This window comes from Cupriavidus pauculus, from assembly GCF_008801835.1.
GTDB classification, from domain to species: Bacteria; Pseudomonadota; Gammaproteobacteria; order Burkholderiales; family Burkholderiaceae; genus Cupriavidus; species Cupriavidus pauculus.
Genome location: NZ_VZOW01000002.1, coordinates 353,090 through 373,808, shown reverse-complemented (window position 1 = coordinate 373,808; position 20,719 = coordinate 353,090). Strand labels below are relative to the sequence as shown.

Below are 20,719 nucleotides of genomic sequence, written 5' to 3'. Positions count from 1 at the left end.
CGCCCATTCCGTCCCCGATCGCAACGATGCAAGCCACTGTTTCCGGCGCCAGCGCCACCATCACCACCCACGCGGCCGGCGCCGCCGTGCCGGCCGTGCGCGGCACGGCACGGCGCCTGCCACGCATGCATCCGCTGTTTGCCGCGGCGTCGCTGGCTGTGGCGATCGCTGCGGCGGGCGTCGCCGGCGCGGCGCTCTGGCGGCACAAATCCGACGCGCGCCAGATCGAAATCGCCGAATGGCAGCGGCTGGCCGCCTCCACGGGCGATGCGCCGTCGCTGCGCCAGCTTGCCATGGCTGCCGCCGCGGGCGAGACGGCGGCGCGCGCTGCACTGGGAGAAACGCTGATGTCGCAGTCCGACGCCGCCGCGCGAGCGCAAGGCGAGCGCGGGCTGCGCATGGCAGCCGAAGCCGGCCACGTTCGCGCCCAATTCGTGCTTGGCAAGGCCGCGATGCTCGGCGGACTGGCGTCGGGCCAAGCCGATTTTGCGCTGGCATGGCAGCAGTTGCAGCCGGCTGCGCAGGCGGGCGATGTCGGCGCCGCCTACTATCTGGGCCTGCTGTATCGCGGCGGCCATGGTCGTGACGCCAATCCGGCGGAAGCGGCGCGCTGGCTGCAGGCAGCTGCCGAAGGCGGGGTGGCGCAGGCGATGTTCCTGCTGGCCAATGCCTACCGCGCAGGCGACGGCGTGCCGCGCGACGACGCGCGTGCGCTGGCGTGGTATCAGGCCGCCGCCGAACGCGAGCATCCGGCGGCCACGCAGGCGCTGGCGATGGCGTATCGCGACGGCGAACTGGGCCTCGCACCCGACGCCGAGAACTATCGCCAGCACATGGCCGAGGCCGCGCACGCGCTCAAGCATCCAGCGCTCAATCCCTAGCGTTCGGCCAGGCGGATTCGGCGCGAGCGGGCAAGGCCTGCGGTATGCTTCATGCCGTCCCCACGGAGGCGCCCATGAAGACCATTTACCTCGCCGGTTTCGACGTATTTCGCAAGGATGCGCTCGCCTGGGGCGAGCATCTGAAGGCGCTCTGCGCGCGGCATGGCTTCGAAGGGCTGTATCCGCTCGACAAGGCCGCGCCGCAAGGACTGTCCGGCCCCGACACCGCGCAATGGATCTACGAGGCTAATGTCGCGCTGATCCGGCGCGCCGATATCGTGATGGCCAACCTCGACGACTTTCGCGGCCCCGGCGAGCCCGACAGCGGCACGGCGTTCGAAGTCGGCTTTGCCGTGGCGTTGCAGAAGCCCGTGTGGGGCTATGCCGCCGACGCGCGCGCGCTGATCGAGCGCGTGCGCGACTCTACCGACGACGATGGTGAGGCGCGCGATGCGCGCGGCTATGTGGTCGAGAATTTCGGTCTGCCGATCAACCTGATGCTCGCGTGCAGCGTGCGGCTGGTGCATGGCGATGCCGAGGCGTGTCTTGCCGCGATGGCCGAAGCGGACCGCCGGCGCATCGCGCGGCGCGCGCAGGCGTCAATGCAGGGCGGTCCGGAGGACTAGGCGCGAACGCTCAGCGCAGCGGCGGGTTGCCGCTCTGCACGCGCAGCGACTGCACGCCGCCGGCAATCTCCGCAGCGGTCGCCGCCACGATCTGGCGATACGCGTTCACCAAGCCGTCGGCCTCGCCCGGCGCCGGCAGATCGGATTCCGTGCGGCCGCTCAGCACCTTGCCATCGGGCAGGCGGCGCACTGCCCAGACGATGGTCGCGGAGGCGCGCTGGCCCATGCTGGCGTCAAGCCTGACCACTTCGGTCGTGACGCGGAACACGGGCTCCACATCGGACAAACCTTGCTGGTAGGTATCCACCGCGCCCAACTGCGTCTGTAATTGCTGCGACAGCGCATCGCGCAGTTCGTCGGGCAGCGGCGCGGACCAGCGCGACAGGTCCAGCAGCCTGATCTGGCCGGCATCGCCGTCGGACACCACAAACTGCGCGCGATTGAGCCGTTCTGGCACCCTTACCGGCGCGACCTCGATCCAGACCGGCTGGGCCGTGGCCGGCGCGGCGCGCGATGGGCCACTCGAAGCGCCTGCCGTGGCGGCCTGCGCTGCGCCGCCGCTGGCCAGCGTGTAGTAGCGCGGTTCGGGCGATGCACAGCCGCCCAGCCATGCAGCGGCCAATGCCATCGAAGCAACCATCAGCGTGCGTTTCATTTGTCCTTCTCCGTCTTGCCGCGCAGCAGTGCTTCGGGGTGCCGCTCCAGATAATCGGTCAGCGCACGCAGCGACACCGCGGTGCGCGTCAGTTCCTGCAGCATGCGCCGCGTGTCCTGCTGCAGCGGCGCGTCGGACGCCAGCGTGCCGTTGGCCGCCGTCAGCGTGCGCCGCGCGTCCTGCAGCGCGGCCAGCACCTGCGGCGCCACGTCGCCGTTGAGCTGCGCCACGAGCTTGTCGGCGGTGTCGATCATCTTGTTCATCGACACCATGGCGGTGCGGGCTTCCTGACCGATCTGGTCGAACGGCACCTTGTCGATCTTGTTGACGATATCGCCAAGCTTGGCCTGCAGTTCGTCGAATGTGCCGGGCGTGGTCGGGAATTCAGGCATCGGCGCGTTGACGTCGATGTCCTTGGCCGGCGGCGCCTTCGGGAAGAAGTCGAGCGCCACGTAAAGCTGGCCGGTCAGCAGGTTGCCGGTGCGCAACTGCGCGCGCATGCCGCGCTTGACCAGCGCCTGCACGATGACGTGCTTGCGCGCTTGATCCACCACGTCGCGTTCGCGGAAGCCCATGCGCGATGGATATAACTCCACCACCACCGGCATGCGGAAGGCTTTCTTGTCGCGCTGGTATTCGATGCCGATCGAGCGCACCTGGCCGACGATCACGCCGCGGAAGTCGACCGGAGCACCCGGCGTCAGGCCGCGTACCGACTGGTCGAAGTTGAGCACGGCCAGCGCGGGCGCAATTTCATCGCGTTCCTTCATTGCTTCGCCCTGGTCCGCGGCCAGCAGGAATTGCGTGTTTTCGGCTGCGGCTTCCTGTGCGTCGCTGTTGTCCGGCGCCTGGAACGCCACGCCGCCGAGCAGCACCGTCACCAGCGACTGCGTGGACAACTTCAGCCCGCTGGCATCGAGCTTCAGGTCGACGCCGCTGGCGTGCCAGAAGCGCGTGTCGGCAGTGACCAGCTTGTCATAGGGCTTGTTGACGAACACGCGCAGCGTGATGTCGCGCCCGTTCGGCTCCAGCTGGTAGGCGACAACCTGCCCAACCTGCACGCGACGATAGTAGACCGGCGAGCCGATATCGAGCGACCCGAGGTCCTGCGCGCGCAGCACGAACTGCCGTCCGGAGGCGTCGGTGGTGACCACCGGCGGCACTTCCAGTCCGGTGAAGCTGCGCCGGCTCTCGGCGGACTTGCCGGCATCGACGCCGATGTAGGCGCCCGACAGCAGCGTCTCCAGGCCGGATACGCCGCTGATGGCAAAGCGCGGCCGCACCACCCAGAAGCGCGTGTCCTTGACCGCGAAGCTTTCGGCGTCCTTGGTCAGTTCGATAATGGCCGCGACATGGGACCGGTCCGAGGCGAGCCGTACCGATTTGACCAGTCCGATATCGACGTCCTTGTAGCGCACGGCGGTCTTGCCCGGCGTCAGGCCCTCGGCCGTGCTGAACGTGACGGTGATCTCCGGGCCGCGCGACGCCAGCGTGTTGATCAGCAGCGAAATGCCGACCACGGCCGCGACGATCGGAATCAGCCAGACCAGCGACGGCAGCCAGCGCGCGCGCCGCTTGCGCGTGGGTTGCGGCACGCCGGAGGGTGGGGAAGGGAGATCAGGATCGGGCATTGTCGGATTCCGGCAGATTCGGCAGATTCGGCGGACGGTGGATGTTCACGTCCGCGCGGGTGTCGGCATGGGCGGCGGTATGTGCCGCAACGTTTGCTGTAGTCCTGGTCGCGCCATTCGGCGCGGGATTCGGCGCGGGATTTGGTGCGGCGTCGCCTGGATTGGCGTCGCCTGGCCGCGCGCGTTCGAGCGAATCCCACAGCAGGCGCGGGTCGAAGCTCAGTGACGCCAGCATGGTCAGCACCACCACCGAGGCAAAGGCCAGCGCCCCGCCGCCGGGGATGATCGTGGCCAGCGCACCGGCCCGCACCAGCGAGGCCAGCAGCGCCACGACAAAGATATCGAGCATCGACCAGCGCCCGATGATCTCGACCAGCCCATACAGGCGGGTCTGCTGGCGCAGCCGCCAGCCGGAGCCGAAGTGCACCGAGACCAGCAGCAGCGTCAGGATCATCATCTTCAGCAGCGGCACCACGATGCTGGCGATCAGCACCACCCCGGACAGCAGATGCGATCCGGACAGCCACAGATAGATCACGCCGGACATGATGGTGTCGCGCTGCGTGCCGAGGATCGACTCGGTCACCATCACCGGCAGCAGATTGGCGGGGATGTACAGGATATATGCAGCCAGAAGGAAGGCCCAGGTGCGCGCCACGCTGGCGGGCTTGCGATGATGGAGCGTTGCGCCGCAGCGCGGACACGGCTCGCCTTCGAGCGCGATCGGGCTGACGAGGTCGCAGGCGTGGCACGACAGCAGCCCGCGCGACGCCGCCGTGGGTACCTGCGGCAGCGGCTGGTCCTCGTCGTCGTCGGTCAGGTCGGCCACCACGCCGGCGGCCAGGCGGCGCGACCGCGCCAACTGCTCGCGCGCCAGCGCCGCGCGCGACTTGCGCGACGCGCCGGCTGGCCGAGGCGGTTCCGGTGGCGGCAGGCTCATGGCGATGGGTTCACCGGCGGTTGCGGCGGCACTTCGTCGGCACCGGCCGGTTCGAGGTAATGCCAAAGGTCGCGCGGATCGAACGACAGCATGGCGGCCAGCACCACCACCAGTGCGCCGAATGACCACAGCGCGACGCCGGGCAGCACCTGCGCCATGGTCGACAGCTTCACCACCGTCACCAGCACGCCGATCATGAAGACCTCGATCATGCCCCACGGCCGGGTCTGGCGGATGCCGCGCACGATGCGCTCGAACCCGGGCGGCATGTGCCGGCGCGCCATCGGCACCAGCAGATAACACATCATCAGCATCTCGGAGAGCGGAAACAGGATCGTGGTGCCGAACACGAGCATCGCCACCAGCGTCATGTGGTCGGCATGCAGCGCCTGCACGGCGCCCCACAGCGTGGTCGCGGTCCGCACGCCCTTGAGGTCCATCTCGACGATCGGATAGGTATTCGAGATCAGGAACAGGATCAGCGCCGTCACCACCAGCGGCAGCAGGCGACGGTAGGCGCGCGAGCTTTCGCGATACAGCGCACCGCCGCAGCGCACGCACACGGCGCGCTCGCCCGGTTCCAGCGCAGTGCGCTCATGGAGCGCATCGCAGTACTCGCACGCCACCAGCCGGTGCAGGTCCTGCGTCGGGTCGCCGGGCGTTGCGATCGGTTGCGTCATGCGTTGGATGTCGGCAGTTGCGCGGGGCGGATCATGCGTCAGGGGTCAGCTGCGTGGGCGGTGCCGGTGTGACCGCAGTGACGGCCGGGCGTTCCTGCGACCCGACGGTCCAGTCGCGCAGCAGCGCATAGGCCACCGCCAGCATGGTCGGGCCCAGGAAGACGCCGAGAAAGCCGAATGCCAGTGCGCCGCCAAGCACGCCCATCATGATCCAGATCAGCGGCAGGCTGGTGCCCTTGCTGATCAGAAGCGGCTTGATCACGTTGTCGGCCATGCCTACCACCACGCCGCCCCACACCACCATGAAGATGGCCCAGGCGGTTTCGCCGCCGTGATAGAGCCACAGCGCGGCGGGAATCCACACCAGCGGCGGCCCCATCGGCACCACCGACAGGAAGAACGTGATGAAGCCGAGGATGGCCGCGCCGGGCACGCCCGCGATCCAGAAGCCAACGCCCGCCAGCACGGCCTGTACGAACGCCGTGCCGAGCACGCCGTAGACCACGCCCTTGACCGTGCCCCCGGCCAGCGCCAGCAGGTGGTCTGCGCGCTCGCCCGCGACCCGGCGCATGCCGCCGCGCACCCAGTCGACGGCCAGCTCGCCGCCGGTATAGAAGAAAAACGCCAGCACGATCGACAGCGCCAACTGGCCCAGCCCGGCGCCGATCGACAGGCCCGCGCCCAGCAGCGCATGCCCAACGGGTGCGATCAGCTTGCGCAGGTTGGCCACCATGTCGGAATCGGCGTGGATCACCTGATCGTAGGCCGATTGCAGTTGCGGCCCCACATACGGCAGGCTGCTGAGCCACTCGGGCAACTGCGGCAGCCCGCGTTCGGCGTAGCGGTTGACCAGTGCAGTCAGCTCGTCGATATGTGCGGAGAAGCTTGCGCCGGCATAGACGAACGGGCCCAGCACGATGACCGTGGCGATCAGCACGCAGAGCAGCGCCGCCAGGCCGCGCCGATTGCCCAGCCAGCGCGTCAGCACCGTATACGGGTACCACGAGCTGTAGGCCAGGATCGCGCCCCACAGCAGCGCGGTGGCGAATGGCGCCAGCACCAGCAGCGATCCGCCGATCAGCACGATCAATGCAAAAACCGCGGCAAGCTTTTCAATCAGTTGTCCGGAACTCATCGTCGTGCGCCGGCCCACGGCGTCCATGTTGCGAGAACGCCGTAAGCATAGCGGAATTCGATGAGCGGGCTTTGGGGTTTTCCCTTGCGTCAGTCGGCCGTGGCCACGCCGGTGTTGTGCAGCAGGGCGGCTACGAGGTCCGATTGGGTGACCATGCCGACCACGCGCCTGTCGGCGTCGAGCACCGGCACGTGGTGCAGGCCGCCATCGGAAAAGGCCTGCGCCAGATCGACAATCGGCTGGTCGGCGCGCGCCGTGACGACCGCTCGCGTCATCAGGTCGCGCACCGCGCCATTGACGCGCCGCGAGTTGACGCGATGCGCGCGGAAGAAGTCGCTCTGCGTGACGATGCCCAGCAGACGGCGCTGACGATCCACCACCGGCAGCGCCTTGATGTGATGGCGCGTCAGCAGCGCGGCCGCATCGGCGGCGAGCTGGCCGGGACGCACCGCCACCACGTCGCGCGACATGATGTCGCCGCAGCGCACATCGCCAAAGCGGCGCGAATAGGCGCGCAGCTCCGCCGCCACCAGGATCGCTTCGAGATCATCTTCTTCGATATCGAGGAATTCGCCGCGCGCCTGCAACACCGCGTCGAGGTCGGCCCGCGTGACGCCAAGCCGCTTGCTGGGCGGCGCGTCGCTGGTGTGATGTTGCGTGGCGGTTTCCGGCGGGCGGTGCGGATAGCGGCGGCGGGTGACGTTGTTGAACGCCAGCGCGGTCAGCAGCAGCAACATCGAATTGATCGCCACCGGCATCACCACGAAGCCGAATCCCAGCGCGTGCACGGCCGGGCCGCCAAACACCGCGGTCACTGCCACTGCGCCGCTGGGCGGGTGCACGCAACGCAACTGGAACATCAGCGCGATGGCGCCGGCCACCGCCACGCCGGCCGCCAGTCCGGGGTCGGGAATCCACTGCGCGCAGGCCACGCCCACCGTCGCGGCCACCAGATTGCCGCCGACGATCGCCCATGGCTGCGCCAGCGGACTGGCCGGCACGCCGAACAGCAATACCGCCGATGCGCCCATCGGGGCGATGAACCACGGGTTGAAGCCTTGCAGAAACTGGCGACTGATCCACTCGGTCAGAAACAGTCCGATCAACGCGCCCACGCAACTCTTGATGCGCTCGCGGCGGCTGGCCGTAATCGGCATCGGGACGAAAGTGCGTAACCACGCACGCGCGTCGGCAAAGGAACGGGATGGATCAAATGCGGTGGGCATCGAAGTCGGTGGGCGGGGGCAGGGGCGTTGGGGCGCCACGTCGCGTGGCGCGGGCAGGCGAATATATCATGACGTGATATATATCGCTGGCCGCAGGCCGGTCGGGCAACGTGGCCCTGCATCGGTCAGAGTTTGTAGCTCGACAGCAAAATGCTGGTCTCGGTGGCCGCGATGCCGTCGATCAGGCGGATCCGGTCGAGCGTGCGGTCGAACTGCTCCAGTGTGTCGGCACGCAGTTCAGCGATGATGTCCCAACGGCCGTTGGTGGTGTGCAGCGTCTGCACGCTGGGATCGCCGCGCAGCGCCTGCAGCACCTGGCGCCCTTTGTTGCCTTCCACGGCCACCGTCATCCATGCGCGGATCCGGTGTGGTTCTGCCTCGGGCTTGAGCCGCACGGTGTAGCCGACGATCTGCCCGTCCTTTTCCAGTTTCTCGATGCGGTTCTGAACCGTGGCGCGCGACACGCGCAGCGCCTTGGCCAGCGCCGTTACGGGCGTGCGTGCGTTGTCACGCAGTAGCCCCAGCAGTTGACGATCCGTCGCATCCATCACGCTCTCCCAGGCCCATTCGCGGCGATGCTGGCAAATTGCCAGCCAGATGCGGCGAATTGTTTAGCGAACATAGCAATTTGTCCAGTTTGCTAACTATTCGTTGGCACACGTGGGCATCACAATCCACAGCATGGCACCCGCCGCGCGCCGCCGGCTTTGCGCCGCGTGTCCCAGCCGTCCGAGCCAGACAAGTCCGATATCGAGGAATCCGTCAACCGAGGAGCGCCGCCGTGATAGACCGTCCCACCATTCTGCTGATCGCCCCGACGCATTACGACGTGTCCTACAGCATCAATCCGTGGATGGATCCGCAGGCGTGGTCGCGCGATCCGCGCGGCATGCACCGTCAGGCGGTGGCGTCGTTCGAGGCGCTGCGGCACGCGCTGGAGGCGTCGGGCTTTGCCGTCGAGGTGGCGCAGGGCGCGCCGGGTCAGCCCGACATGGTGTTTCCGGCCAATGCAGCCGTGGTGCTCGACGGCAAGGCCGTGCTGGCGCGCTTCCGCTATCCGCAGCGGCGCGGCGAGGAAGCGCCGTTCGCCGCCATCTTCGATACGCTGCGCGCGCGCGGACTGATCGACAGCGTGGCGATGTTGCCAGAGGGGTGTTACCAGGAAGGCGCGGGCGATTGCATCTGGGATGCGCAGCGTGGCCACTTCTGGGCGGGCTTCGGCCCACGCTCGTCGCGCAAGGCGGCCGCGGCGCTGTCGCGCCATTTCGACCGCGACGTGGTGGCGCTGGAACTGGCCACCGAGCAAAGCTATCACCTCGATGTCTGCTTCTGTCCGCTGGCGGGGGGCGAGATCCTCTACTACCCACCGGCTTTCACGGCCGCCGCGCTGCAGGCGCTGCATGCGCGCGTGCCGGTGGCGCAGCGCATCGAAGCCACCGAGGACGATCTGCGCCACTTCAGTGTCAATGCGGTGAATCTGCACGATCAGGTGGTGATGACGCGCACTACGCCGCATCTGCGCGATGAATTGGGACGGCGCGGCTATCGGCTGCGCGAGGTAGACCTTGCACCGTACATGATGTCCGGCGGCGGCGCCTATTGCATGACGCTGCGGCTGGACCGCACCAGCGCACCGGTGCGGCGCGCGGTGGCCGCATGAGGAGCCGCCATGAAACCAGCGCTTGCGAAACCCATCGCGATGACGCGATTTCTTGACGCGAACGATGTCGCGGCACTGGTGCGCGGCATCGGCGTGGCCGAAGCCATCGTCCAGGTGGCCGCGTGCGTCCGGCAGGACTTCTCCCGCTGGGCCGATTTCGAAAAATCGGCGCGACTGGCAAGCCATTCGAGCGTCGGCGTGATCGAGCTGATGCCCGTCAGCGACGGCACGCACTACGCCTTCAAGTACGTGAACGGGCACCCGCGCAATGCGCAACTCGCGCTGCCCACGGTCATGGCGTGCGGCATGCTGGCCGAGGTGGCGACTGGCTTTCCAATATTGCTGGCTGATCTGACGCTGGCCACCGCACTGCGCACCGCGGCGACATCGGCGCTGGCCGCGCAGGCCATGGCACGGCCGGGCGCGCGCACCATGGCGTTGATCGGCAATGGCGCGCAGGCCGAATTCCAGACACTGGCGTTTCACGCCATGCTGGGTGTCGATACGGTCCGCGCGTTCGACATCGATGGGTCGGCCACGGCGCGATTGATGCGAAATCTGGCAGGTGTGGCGGGTTTGTCGATTCATGCCGCGACATCGGTCGACGACGCCTTGCAGGGGGCCGATATCGTGTCCACAGTCACTGCCGACAAGACGCGCGCCACGATCCTGCGCGCCGAAATGGTGCGGCCGGGCATGCATCTGAATGCGGTGGGTGGCGACTGCCCGGGCAAGACCGAGCTTGACGCCGATATCCTGCGCCGTGCGCGCATTGTGGTCGAGTACGCACCGCAATCGCGCATCGAAGGCGAGATCCAGCAATGGCCAGAGGCGCCGGTGAGCGAGCTGTGGGAAGTGCTGAGCGGAGCGGCACCGGGGCGCGTCAACGATGCCGACGTGACGGTGTTCGATTCGGTCGGCTTCGCGCTCGAGGATTATGCGGCGCTGCGCTGGCTGCATGCCGCCGCCATGGCGCGCCACGCCGGACGTTATGTGGAACTGGTTGCGATGGCGCCCGATCCGCGCGACCTGTATGGCTGGATGATGGCGGGCGATGTCAGTGCTGGCATACCCGGCGTGCGCCCGGCGCAAATCGGCGAGGCGGCCAGTTTCGTCATGGCGTGAGCGCGCGGATGCGGGCCGCGCGCGGGCGTGCATCGACGGGGCATGTGTCGACGTGACATCGGTCGTAGCCGCGTGCGAGCGACGTCGATCGTCGCCGCCCGGATCGACGTCACTCAACCTATGTCCCGATCGACTTCCCCGATCGACGTCCCCGGATTAACGCCACATTAAGCGCCGCCCATGGAAAAACGGCCCGGAGGTAGGTCCGGGCCGTGCCATGTCGGGGAATTGCCGTGGGCTACGCGCCGGCGCGTCCCATCATCAGCTGCGCGCGCAGAAAGCCTTTGATCTCTTCCAGCGACGGCGTCTTCAGGAACACCATGATGCCCCATTGCTGCAGTGCATCGGCCACGCCGTCATAGGCCTGGCGATTGGTGATGACCGCGAAGATCACGCGTTGCCGCGAGAAGAAATTCTGCAGCTTCTCGATCGTGGCCGATTCCGCGTCGTTCAGTTCTTCTACGTAGTAGAGCACCACGCGCGGCCGCGCATCGACCGATGTGATCACGGTATCCACGACGTCCTCGAGCACCTGGGTTTTCAACGGCAGCGACCACTTGCCCAACTGGGCGCTGATGCGCTGCGCTTCGGTATGGTTGGGGTGGAAGACCACCAGGTCGAGGTTGTGCTCGATGGTGGTATCGGGAACCTGCCGGTTTGCCAGCAGACGGTGGACAGTTTCCTTGTGAATGCGCCGGTGTCCGCCATTGGTTTTCCACGCGCCAAGCTCGCCGCGTTCCACCATTTTCTGGACAGTGCCCAGCGATACGTTCAAGAGCTTCGCCGCTGTTCGCGTGCTGTAGTAAGGCTTTTCAGCCAGTTCTGGATCCAGTTTCATCCAATCACCCGTAGTATTTATCCGCAGCACAGCGAGACTTGCACGCTGTGTGGCGCCCTCGGACGCGCCACGTCAGTCATTGACCGGGCTGCCGTGTTGCTGACCCTGATGTTGACCCGCTCCCCGGCCGGTCTTGTTGATTTATTTGCAGCTTGTTGACGTAGCAACGGCTTCAGGTGGCCGGTACGTTCGATGTCGGCGATCTTTGCCGCCTGGCGGACGCAATCACTCACGCCCGGTCATCTCAATGCCAATAGTATGGCGTCATGGTGTAGCGCCGCCAGAGGGAAAACCAACGATGGCGTCACACTTTTGTTGCTTAACGAACATCGAGCCGAATCGGTGGACAAAATGTCATGACGACCGACATTTATCTCTTGGGCGTTGTGCACCGGAGACAGACCTTCAATGCGCGGGGCGGGTTCCCCGTTGGCATACATTTGGTACATTGGGTGCGTTTGCGCACGCATTGCAGATAGATCGAGACACTCGATGACCGAAATCATGCAGTGCGTCATCACAGGCCGTACTTGCGCACCTTGTCGAACAGCGTTGTTTTGGCCACGCCCAGCGCCTCGCCGGCGCGCGTCAGGTTGCCGTCGTGACGGCGCAGGGCATCGGCAATCAGCGCGCGTTCGAATTGCTCGACGGCGCGCGGCAGCGGCAGCGCGGCTGGCGGCGCGGTGTTCTGCACCGGATCGCAGCCCAGCCCGAGCACATGACGCTCCGCCAGATTTCGCAGTTCGCGCACATTTCCCGGCCACGGGTATGCCACCAGCGCGGCCAGTTCGGCCGACGTGGCCGGCATCGCTTCGCGTTCGAAGCGCAGCGCGGCCTGCGCGACGAAATGTTCGAACAGCAAAGGCACGTCCTCGCGGCGTTCGCGCAATGGCGGCAACTCCAGCGTGACCACATTCAGGCGGTAATAGAGATCAGCGCGAAACTGGCCGGCGTCGGCCAGCGCGCGCAGGTCGGCCTTGGTGGCGGCCACCACGCGCGTGTTGACCGGCACCGGCTGGTTTGAGCCGAGCCGCTCCACCACGCGTTCCTGCAGTACGCGCAGCAGCTTGATCTGCATTGGCATGGGCATGCTCTCGATCTCGTCGAGAAACAGCGTGCCGCCTTCGGCGTGTTCGATCTTGCCGATTCGCCGCTTGGCCGCGCCCGTGAACGCGCCGGCCTCGTGCCCGAAGATCTCCGACTCGAACAACTGCTCGGGCAGGCCACCGCAGTTGATCGGCACGAAATGCCGCGTGCGCCGGCCGCTGGCTTCGTGCAGGCAGCGCGCCACCAGTTCCTTGCCGGTGCCGGTCTCGCCGTGGATCAGCACGTTGGCCGCCGTGTCGCCAAGGCCGGCGATCATCTGGCGCAGCCGCTCGATGGCCGGCGAATTGCCGATCAGCCGTGCGGCCAGCCCTTCGCGGCCGGCCAGGCGCGCGCGCAGATCCGCCACCTCCAGCGCCAGGCGGCGCTTTTCCAGCGCGCGGCGGCAGGTGGCCACGAGGCGCTCGGGCGAGAACGGCTTTTCCAGGAAGTCGTAGGCGCCTTGCTTCATGGCCTGCACCGCCAGCGTGATATCGCCGTGGCCGGTGACCATGATGACCGGTAGCGTGGCGTCGCGCGCCGCCAGCGTGCGCAGCAGCGACATGCCGTCCGCGCCGGGCAGATGGATATCGCTGACCACGATCCCGGCGTAGCCGGCTTCAACCTCACGCAGCGCCGCTTCCGCGCTGGCCACCGCGCGCGTGGCGATGCCTTCGAGCGCGAGCGCCTGCTCGCAGCCCAGCCGCACATCGGCGTCGTCTTCGACGATCAGCACGCGCAACGCCTGCGGGGCGTCCGCCATGGTCGCGTCGTCGTCGCGCATCAATGCCACGGGTTCAGCCGACATGACGGTGCTCCTCGCGCGCCTGCGGCAGCGCCAGCGTGAAACACGCGCCACCGTCGGGATGGTTGATGGCGGTCAGGCTGCCGCCGTTTTCGTTCAGGATGCCGGCCGACAGCGTCAGCCCCAACCCCAGGCCTTCGCCCGCCGGCTTGGTGGTGAAGAACGGCTCGAACAGCCGCGCGAAAGCGGCTTCGGACAGACCCGGGCCGTTGTCGCGCACGGTCAGGTGCACCATGCCGCCCGCTTCATACGCATGCAGCGACAGCTGCGGATCGGGGCGGTCCTTGATCGCATCGAGCGCATTGCCGATCAGGTTGACCAGCACCTGTTCCAGACGATTCGGATCGCACGCCACGGCCAGATGTGGCTCGATGTCGCGTGCGATGCGCGGCCGGATTGCCGCCACGCGCGTTTCCAGCAGGAACAGCGCATTGTCGACCGCCTCGCCGAGGCGCGCGGCATGGCGCTGGCCCGCGGCGGGGTTGCGCGCGAAGGACCTGAGCGCGCCGGTGATGCGACCCATCCGTTCCACCAGGCCGACGATTTTTTCGAGATTGCCCTGGGCGGTCTGGTAATCGCCGCGCGCCATGAATTTTTCGGCGTTGCCGGACAGCGTGCGCAGGGCCGCCAGCGGCTGGTTCAGTTCATGCGCGATGCCGGCGGACATCTGTCCCACCGCTGCCAGCTTGCCGGCCTGCAGCAGCCCGTCCTGCGCCTGACGCAGCACCGCTTCGGTGCGGATCCGTTCGGCGACCTCGGCCTGCAACTGCTGGTTGGTAGCGGACAGGTCCGCGGTGCGCTCGGCCACCTTGCGCTCCAACTCGCTGTTGGCGGCCTCGAGCGCGGCGCGCGCCGCCTGCCGTTCGCTGGCGATGCGGCGCCGCACGTTCCACGCGGCGGCCAGCAGCAGCACGAAGGCGGCCAGCACGCCGGCCAGCGCCGCGCTGTTGAGCGCGGCCACGCGCGCCTGCGAGGTGTTGGTCAGCAGCGTCAGGTCCCAGTCGGTGCCGGGCAGGGCCAGATGCTGCGCCAGCATCGGCGGGCCCTGGCGCAGACGCACCAGCGCGTCGCCGCCCTGGGCCGGCCCGTTGGCGAGCGGGCGCACCAGGCTCAGCGCCAGCTGCGGCAAGGGCGCGCGATTGTATTGCAGATTGCGGTCGAGCCTGGCGCGCTGTTCGTCCGACAGCGGACGCAGCACGGCCAGTTTCCATGACGGATCGGAGGCCAGGATCACCACGCCGTTTTCGTCGGCCAGCAGCATCTGGCTGTCGTTGCCCTGCCAGCGGTTTTCGAGCGGTTCGAGTCCGATCTTGACCACTGCCACGCCCACCGGCCGGTCGCGGTCGCCAAGCGGCGCGGACAGGTAATAGCCCGATTCGCTGCGCGTGGTGCCCACGCCGTAGAAGCGGCCCAACTGGCCTTCGATGGCGCTGCGGAAATACGGGCGGAAGCTCAGGTCTTCGCCCAGGAAGCTGTCGGGGCGCTGATAGTTGCTGGTCGCCAGCACGCGGCCCTTGGCATCGAGCACATAGACCACACGCGTGCCGGCGCGGCCGTTCAGCGCGGCCAGGTATGCATTGGCCTGCGCCACGCGCTCGGGCGAGCGCGGATCGCGCAAGAGCGCGTCGATGCGCGCGTCGAGCGAAAGCAGGCTTGGCACATAGTCATAGCGCGCCAGCTCGCTTTCCAGCGCCTGCGCGTAGAGCCGCATCTGTACCTGCCCGCGCTCGGCCTGGCGGGCCAGCGCGGTGTCGAAGGTATAGCGATAGCCGAGCCAGCCGGCGCCCGTGACCAGGGCGGCCAGCGCGAGCAGGGCGACAAACGGGGCAACGCGGCGCCACGGCGACAACGCGCCGTCGGAAGGGGACACAATCATGGGATTCGGAAATGCGGACGTTGCCGGAGGTGGCGTATCGGACAGTTTGCTCGTCGACAAGCGTCGTCCAGGCCCTTTTACGGGCTTACACCGCCACCAGCAAGGCGACGTTTTACCACACCCCGCATTAGGCTCGCCTTAACCGCGGCCGATCCACGGACCGGCGGCGGAGCCATCGCGGCGTCTCGATGCGCGGCGATGGCACGCGATGGCGCCACGATCGCGCCCGGATCGGCAACCAAGCGGACATGCGCCGCACCGCGCTCCGCGCCGCGCTGTAAACGCGAAAAGGCCCGGCCGCCTGATCGGCAGCCGGGCCCTGGCACGCCTGGCGCAGCTTACTTGCTGGCCAGCGCCTGAACGGGTGTCAGGCCGGCGCTACTGTCTTCGGAGGTGTCGGCCTCGTCCGATAGTTCCGGCGCGCCAATCGCGTTCTCGCTTTTGGCGACAACGGTCGTGGCAATGGCATTGCCAAGCACATTGGTTACGGTGCGGCCCATATCGAGGATATGGTCGATGCCGAGCACCAGCAGGATGCCGGCCTCGGGCAGTCCGAACATCGGCAGCACGGCTGCCACCACCACCAGCGACGCGCGTGGCACGCCGGCGATACCCTTGCTGGTCACCAGCAGCACCAGCAACATCGTGATCTGCTGCGTCAGCGACAGGTGGATGCCGTAGACCTGCGCCACGAACAGCGCGGCGAACGACGTGTACATGATCGATCCGTCCAGATTGAACGAATAGCCCAGCGGCAGCACGAAATTGGTGATGCGCGATTTCACGCCGAAACGGTTGAGCTGGTCGATCACCTTCGGATAGGCCGATTCGCTGCTGGCCGTGGCGAAGCCGATCATCAGCGGCGCGCGCAGCTGGCGGATCAGCCTGAAGATGTCGCGGCCCAGGAAGAAGTAGCCCCCGGCGATCAGCGCGATCCACAACAGCGCCAGCGACAGGTACACGCTGCCCAGCAACTTGGCGTAGACCACCAGCACGCCCAGGCCCTGGGCGGTGATCACGGCGGCCACGGCGCCGAACACGCCCAGCGGCGCAAACGCCATCACATAGTTGGTGACCTTGAGCATGATGTGGCCCAGCCCGTCGATGGTGGCCAGCACCGGCTTGCCCACGCCGTCCTTGAGCGTGCCCAGCGCGAAGCCGAAGAACAGCGAGAACACCACGATCTGCAGCACCTCGTTGGTGGCCATCGCCTCGGCAAAGCTCTTCGGGAACATGTGGGCGACGAAGTCGCGCAGGTTCAGCGCGCCGGTCTTCAGGTTGGACGCGGCATCGGCGGGCGGCAGCGGCAGGTTCATGCCATGTCCCGGCGCCAGCAGGTTGGCCATCACCAGGCCCAGCAGCAGCGACGTGATCGACGCGGCCATGAACCATGCCATCGCCTTCAGGCCGATGCGGCCCACGGTCTTGCCGTCGCCCATGCTGGCGATGCCGGACACCAGCGTGGCAAACACCAGCGGGCCGATGATCATCTTGATCATCCGCAGGAAGACGTCGGTCAGGATCGACAGATGGTCGGCGATCGATTTCGCGGTGGCCGCGTCCGGCGCCATGTTGTGCGCGGCGCTGCCGACGATCACGCCCAGCAGCATCGCAATGAAAATCAGGGTTGGCAGTCGTTTTGTCATCGTGGGTACATCCTCCTTTGTACTGAGCCCGTCCTGCGCGGCAATGGCTGCCTGCCTCAGCGGACGGATCGTGTGCCTGCGGCGGCCGCCTGAATTGCACGACGCGTGCCAGCCGCCGCACGTCTGGATGCAGATGTAAGTCGATGAATACAAAGGGATTTACGATGTGCCCGATAAGGGGTCGTTCGGCAATCCGAACGTGCGGGCAAAACGCCGTCCGGATTTCCGAACGGCGTTGTGGAGCGATGTGATGGCGGATGCGCGTCGCGTGGCGCGCGGCATGATGCGGAGGGCGACGCGCCCGCGCTCGGGCGCACTGACGTTCAGGCGCCGAGGCGGGTCGGGGCGCTCTCGCAAATGTCGAGAAAGGCTTCCAGCGGCATCGGCTTGCCGATCGCATAGCCTTGCGCGTAGTCCACCCCGATGGCGCGCAGCGTGTGCAGCGTGCTTTCGTCCTCGACCCACTCGGCCACCGTGCGCACGCCCAGCCGATGGCCGATGTCGTTGATCGAGCTGACGATCTCGCGATCGACCGCATTGCTGGACAGATTGCGGATGAAGCTGCCGTCGATCTTCAGATAGTCGACCGGGAACTGCTTCAGATAGGCGAACGACGACAGCCCCGAGCCGAAGTCGTCGAGCGCCACGGTGCAGCCGGCGCTGCGCATCTCGGCCACCACGCGGCTGGCGGCGGTCATGTTGTTGATCAGCGCGGTTTCGGTGATTTCCAGCCGGATGCGGTTGGCCGGCAGCACGGAATCGTCGAGCGCGGCGTGCAGGAACGGCAACAGGAACGGCTCGCCAAGCGAATTGGCCGACAGGTTGATCGACACCGACAGCCCCGTCACGCGCGCCAGACGTTCGCCGTACTGATGCAGCACGTTGCGGATCCACCCAGCGATCGATATGGCCCATCAGGTCGTAGCGTTCGGCGGCCGGAATAAACGCGCCGGGCATGATCAGCAGGCCCTGCTCGTCGACCATGCGCACCAGGATTTCCACGTGACGGGCGTCGTCCGCGCCGGGATGCAGCGAGCGGATCTCCTGCGCATACAGGCGGAAGCGGTTGGCTTCCAGCGCCGAGTGAATGCCCGCGGCCACTTCCAGTTCGCGGTGGTGACGCCGCGCATCGCTTTCGTCGCGGCGATATACGGACACGCGATTGCGTCCGGCCGCCTTGGCCGCGTAGCACGCCACATCGGCGCGGCTCATCAGTTCGCTGACCGGCGGCACGTCGCTGTCGATGGCGGCGATGCCGATGCTGGCGCCCACGTCGTAGACGCGGCCGTTCCACGGAAAGCGCCGCTCGCGCACCGAATCGATCACCTTCTGGCACACCAGTTCGGCGTGTTCGACGGTGCAGTCCTTGAGCAGCAGCGCGAACTCGTCGCCGCCCAGCCGCGCCAGCAGTTCGTCGGGACGCACCTGATGGCGGATCACATAGCCCAGTTCGCGCAGCAGCACGTCGCCCGCGCCATGGCCCGCGGTGTCGTTGACGATCTTGAAGCGGTCCAGGTCGATAAAGCACAGCGCGGCGCGATGGTCGTGCAGGCGCGCCTGCTCGCAGGCTTCACGCAGCCGCTTTTCGAACCAGGCGCGATTGGGCAGCCCGGTCAGCGCATCGTGCGTGGCCGAATGCGCGAGCTCGCGCTGCAACGCGCGCGACGTGGTGATGTCCTGGAACACCAGCACCGCGCCCAGCACGCTGCCGTCGTTGGCCAGCACCGGCGCGGCGGAATCCTGCACGTCGTGGCGCTCGCCGGTCAGGCTCTGCAGCACCGCGCCTTCCTGCAGATAGGCGGGGCGCAGCGTTTCCAGGCATTGCTCGACCGGGCTCGGAATGGTCAGGTCGGTGTCTTCGTCGACGATGCGGAACACCTGATCCAGCGTCTGGCCCATCGCCGCGTCCATGCTCCAGCCGGTCAACTGCTCGGCAATCGGATTCATGAACGTGACGCGCATCATGCGGTCGGTGCAGATCACCGCGTCGCCGATCGAGCGCAGCGTGATGTGCAGCCGTTCCTTTTCCTCGAACAGCGCGCGCGTGAGGTTGCGCTGCTCGGTGATGTCCCAGTTCGTGCCGACCAGGGCGCGCGTGGAGTCGTCCTCGTGGCGCGACGTGGTGGCCATTGCGCGCACGTGGCGGATCTCGCCGGTGGGACGCACGACGCGGTATTCGGTGTCGAAGCGGCGCACGCCGCGGATCGCTTCACGCATTTCCGCGCTGACGCGGCTGATGTCCTCGGGATGAAGCATCGCGATCCATTGCGCCAGCGTGGGCGGCCCCAGCTCCGGCGGCGTGCCGTGCAGCGCATGCATGCGCGCATCCCAGGTGATCGCGGCGTGCGTGAAATCCCATTCCCAGATGCCCACGCCGGCCGCTTCCACGGCCAATTGCGTGCGCCGCGTCAACTGTTCGAGTTGTTCCTGCGCCAGCTTGCGCATGTGGATGTCCTCGACCTGCGAAATGAAGTGGTGCGGTTCGCCCGTGTGCTCGTCGCGCACCAGCGACACCGCCAGCAGCGCCCACAGATAGTGGCCGTCCTTGTGGCGATAGCGCTTTTCCATGCGGTAGGAATCGATCTCGCCGGACAGCAGCCGTTCCACCTGGCGCAGGTCCGCGGCGAGGTCGTCCGGGTGCGTCATCAACTGGAATGGCAGGTCGCTCAGTTCTTCGGCGCTATAGCCGAGCAGGTCGACCATGGCGCGGTTGACCAGTTGCCAGCGGCCGTCGAGCGTCACCAGCGCCATGCCGATGGCCGAATGTTCGAGCGCCTGGCGAAAACGCCGCTCGCTGCTGCGCAACTGGAGCCTGCTCTCGCGGTTCTGCTCGGTCATGAACGCGATGCAGATCGGAAACACCATCAGCAGCGCACCCGAAAGTGGCACCGAGCGCGACGCCAGCAACGGCAGCCCGAAAGACAGCGCCACCATTTCGGTCGCAATCATCGACAGCAGCGTCAGTAATGCGGTGGCGAACGGGTTGCTGGCCAGCGCCACGATCACCAGCGGCAGGGACATCACCACGAATGGGTCGTGTCCCGCGCTGATCGCGCCGCTGCCGATGCCCACGCAAAGCGCGAACAGCGCGGTCAGGCGGAACAGCAGCGGACGCTGCCGCGAGGCGCGCAGGCGCTCGGGCGAGAACGACACCATCAGCGGCAGCAGCAACACCATGCCGATGGCGCCGGCGTTCCACCAGGTCCACCAGATCGGGGCAAACGACCCGCCATAGGCATCCGCAAGGACCCACGCGCCCAGCAGGCCGCCCGCCGCGGGGCCCACGGCGGCCGCAATCCCCAGCGTCAGCGCGAACGACGTCAGCGAGGCGCCACGGCCGACTGCGCCGCGTCCTGCCATGCTCCACAGCAGCAGTGCCGAGCAGCCGATTTCCAGCCCGTTGGCGATCGACAGCAGCAGCGCCACGCCAATGCCATAGCCGGCGATCAGGTCGGCCACGACGTTGGCCGCCAGCATCGCGGCCAGCAGCGCCGGGGCGGCGCGGCGCGGATGATGCAGCATCAGCCCCAGCCCGAATGCGTTGGCCAGCCACAGGGCGGCGGCGTTGTGCGGCATGCGGGCCAGCCAGATGCCGGCCGAGGCCAGCGCGAAGAATCCCAGCGCCGCCACGATCGGCGGACGCCAGCGCCCGTTGTGGGCCTGCGGCGATAGGTTCGAAGGGGGCGCGGCCGTTTCAGGCGTCATCTCTATCGTGTTCAGTGGGCGCGCGAGGGCGCCGAAAGCGTGGCCGGTACGCGCGCGATGGCCGCACGACGCCCAGCGTAGGTGGCACTGTAGTCGCGCCAGGCGGAATCCGACAGCAAAGATAGGGGCTGGCGAACGCCTTTGTTGGGGCTGGCGCGATCCGCCGAATTTTGGTAAGGCGCGGGCGGGCGCGTGGCGGTGCGGCAT

The 20,719-nt window shown here is 67.3% G+C and carries 14 protein-coding genes and 2 pseudogenes; 4 read left to right on the top strand and 12 right to left on the bottom strand.

Going from position 1 to position 20,719, the window contains the following annotated elements; genetic code table 11:
- Positions 1 to 26 precede the first annotated feature (26 nt).
- Together F7R19_RS04410 and F7R19_RS04405 are read left to right on the top strand one after the other, a co-directional pair.
- Entirely contained in the window at positions 27 to 881 is an 855-nt protein-coding gene (locus F7R19_RS04410) for a tetratricopeptide repeat protein (protein WP_150979475.1), read from the top strand.
- A gap of 74 nt (positions 882 to 955) precedes the next feature.
- Positions 956 to 1,507 carry a nucleoside 2-deoxyribosyltransferase gene (locus F7R19_RS04405; RefSeq protein ID WP_150979474.1) on the top strand — a complete coding sequence of 184 codons (552 nt, stop codon included), beginning with the start codon at positions 956 to 958 and terminating at the stop codon, positions 1,505 to 1,507.
- 10 nt (positions 1,508 to 1,517) lie between these two features.
- Here F7R19_RS04405 and F7R19_RS04400 read toward each other — a convergent pair whose 3' ends face one another.
- The 7 genes and pseudogenes from F7R19_RS04400 to F7R19_RS04370 all read right to left on the bottom strand — a co-directional run bounded on the left by F7R19_RS04400 (position 1,518) and on the right by F7R19_RS04370 (position 8,322).
- Positions 1,518 to 2,162, bottom strand: coding sequence for a PqiC family protein (locus tag F7R19_RS04400; protein ID WP_150979473.1), 645 nt, complete (start codon positions 2,160 to 2,162; stop codon positions 1,518 to 1,520).
- Positions 2,159 to 3,793, bottom strand: a complete 1,635-nt coding sequence (locus F7R19_RS04395) for a PqiB family protein (protein WP_061956772.1) — start codon at positions 3,791 to 3,793, stop codon at positions 2,159 to 2,161. The genes F7R19_RS04400 and F7R19_RS04395 overlap by 4 nt, the downstream gene beginning before the upstream one ends.
- A 184-nt stretch (positions 3,794 to 3,977) precedes the next feature.
- A pseudogene (locus F7R19_RS04390) lies at positions 3,978 to 4,733 on the bottom strand (paraquat-inducible protein A); the annotation flags it as partial.
- Positions 4,730 to 5,413 carry a paraquat-inducible protein A gene (locus F7R19_RS04385; protein ID WP_150979471.1) on the bottom strand — a complete coding sequence of 228 codons (684 nt, stop codon included), beginning with the start codon at positions 5,411 to 5,413 and terminating at the stop codon, positions 4,730 to 4,732. The pseudogene F7R19_RS04390 and the gene F7R19_RS04385, both read right to left, overlap by 4 nt.
- A 31-nt stretch (positions 5,414 to 5,444) precedes the next feature.
- Positions 5,445 to 6,548, bottom strand: coding sequence for an AI-2E family transporter (locus F7R19_RS04380; RefSeq protein ID WP_061958989.1), 1,104 nt, complete (start codon positions 6,546 to 6,548; stop codon positions 5,445 to 5,447).
- 89 nt (positions 6,549 to 6,637) lie between these two features.
- Entirely contained in the window at positions 6,638 to 7,774 is a 1,137-nt protein-coding gene (locus F7R19_RS04375; RefSeq protein ID WP_150979470.1) for an HPP family protein, read from the bottom strand.
- 125 nt (positions 7,775 to 7,899) lie between these two features.
- On the bottom strand, positions 7,900 to 8,322 hold the full coding sequence (locus F7R19_RS04370; protein ID WP_061958961.1) for an Lrp/AsnC family transcriptional regulator: 423 nt from the start codon (positions 8,320 to 8,322) through the stop codon (positions 7,900 to 7,902).
- A 233-nt stretch (positions 8,323 to 8,555) separates the two neighbouring features.
- Between F7R19_RS04370 and F7R19_RS04365 the strand changes: the two genes are divergently transcribed.
- Together F7R19_RS04365 and F7R19_RS04360 are read left to right on the top strand one after the other, a co-directional pair.
- Positions 8,556 to 9,434: a dimethylarginine dimethylaminohydrolase family protein gene (locus F7R19_RS04365; protein ID WP_150979469.1), complete on the top strand. Its 879-nt coding sequence runs from the start codon at positions 8,556 to 8,558 to the stop codon at positions 9,432 to 9,434.
- Positions 9,435 to 9,443: 9 nt separating this feature from the next.
- Positions 9,444 to 10,559, top strand: coding sequence for an ornithine cyclodeaminase (locus F7R19_RS04360; protein ID WP_150979468.1), 1,116 nt, complete (start codon positions 9,444 to 9,446; stop codon positions 10,557 to 10,559).
- A 238-nt stretch (positions 10,560 to 10,797) separates the two neighbouring features.
- Here the strand turns inward: F7R19_RS04360 and F7R19_RS04355 are convergent, their stop codons facing one another.
- The 5 genes and pseudogenes from F7R19_RS04355 to F7R19_RS04335 form a co-directional block, all read right to left on the bottom strand.
- A complete protein-coding gene (locus F7R19_RS04355; RefSeq protein ID WP_061958964.1) occupies positions 10,798 to 11,397 on the bottom strand; it encodes a helix-turn-helix domain-containing protein in 600 nt (199 codons plus the stop codon).
- Between the two features lie 517 nt (positions 11,398 to 11,914).
- Positions 11,915 to 13,288, bottom strand: a complete 1,374-nt coding sequence (locus F7R19_RS04350) for a sigma-54-dependent transcriptional regulator (RefSeq protein WP_084004172.1) — start codon at positions 13,286 to 13,288, stop codon at positions 11,915 to 11,917.
- Complete coding sequence (locus F7R19_RS04345; protein WP_061958965.1) at positions 13,278 to 15,161, bottom strand: sensor histidine kinase; 1,884 nt, start codon at positions 15,159 to 15,161, stop codon at positions 13,278 to 13,280. Before F7R19_RS04345 ends, F7R19_RS04350 begins: the two co-directional genes overlap by 11 nt.
- A 338-nt stretch (positions 15,162 to 15,499) precedes the next feature.
- Positions 15,500 to 16,807 (bottom strand): dicarboxylate/amino acid:cation symporter, encoded by a 1,308-nt coding sequence (locus tag F7R19_RS04340; protein WP_061958991.1) that lies wholly within the window; start codon positions 16,805 to 16,807, stop codon positions 15,500 to 15,502.
- Positions 16,808 to 17,130: 323 nt separating this feature from the next.
- A pseudogene (locus F7R19_RS04335) lies at positions 17,131 to 20,512 on the bottom strand (diguanylate cyclase).
- Positions 20,513 to 20,719 lie beyond the last annotated feature (207 nt).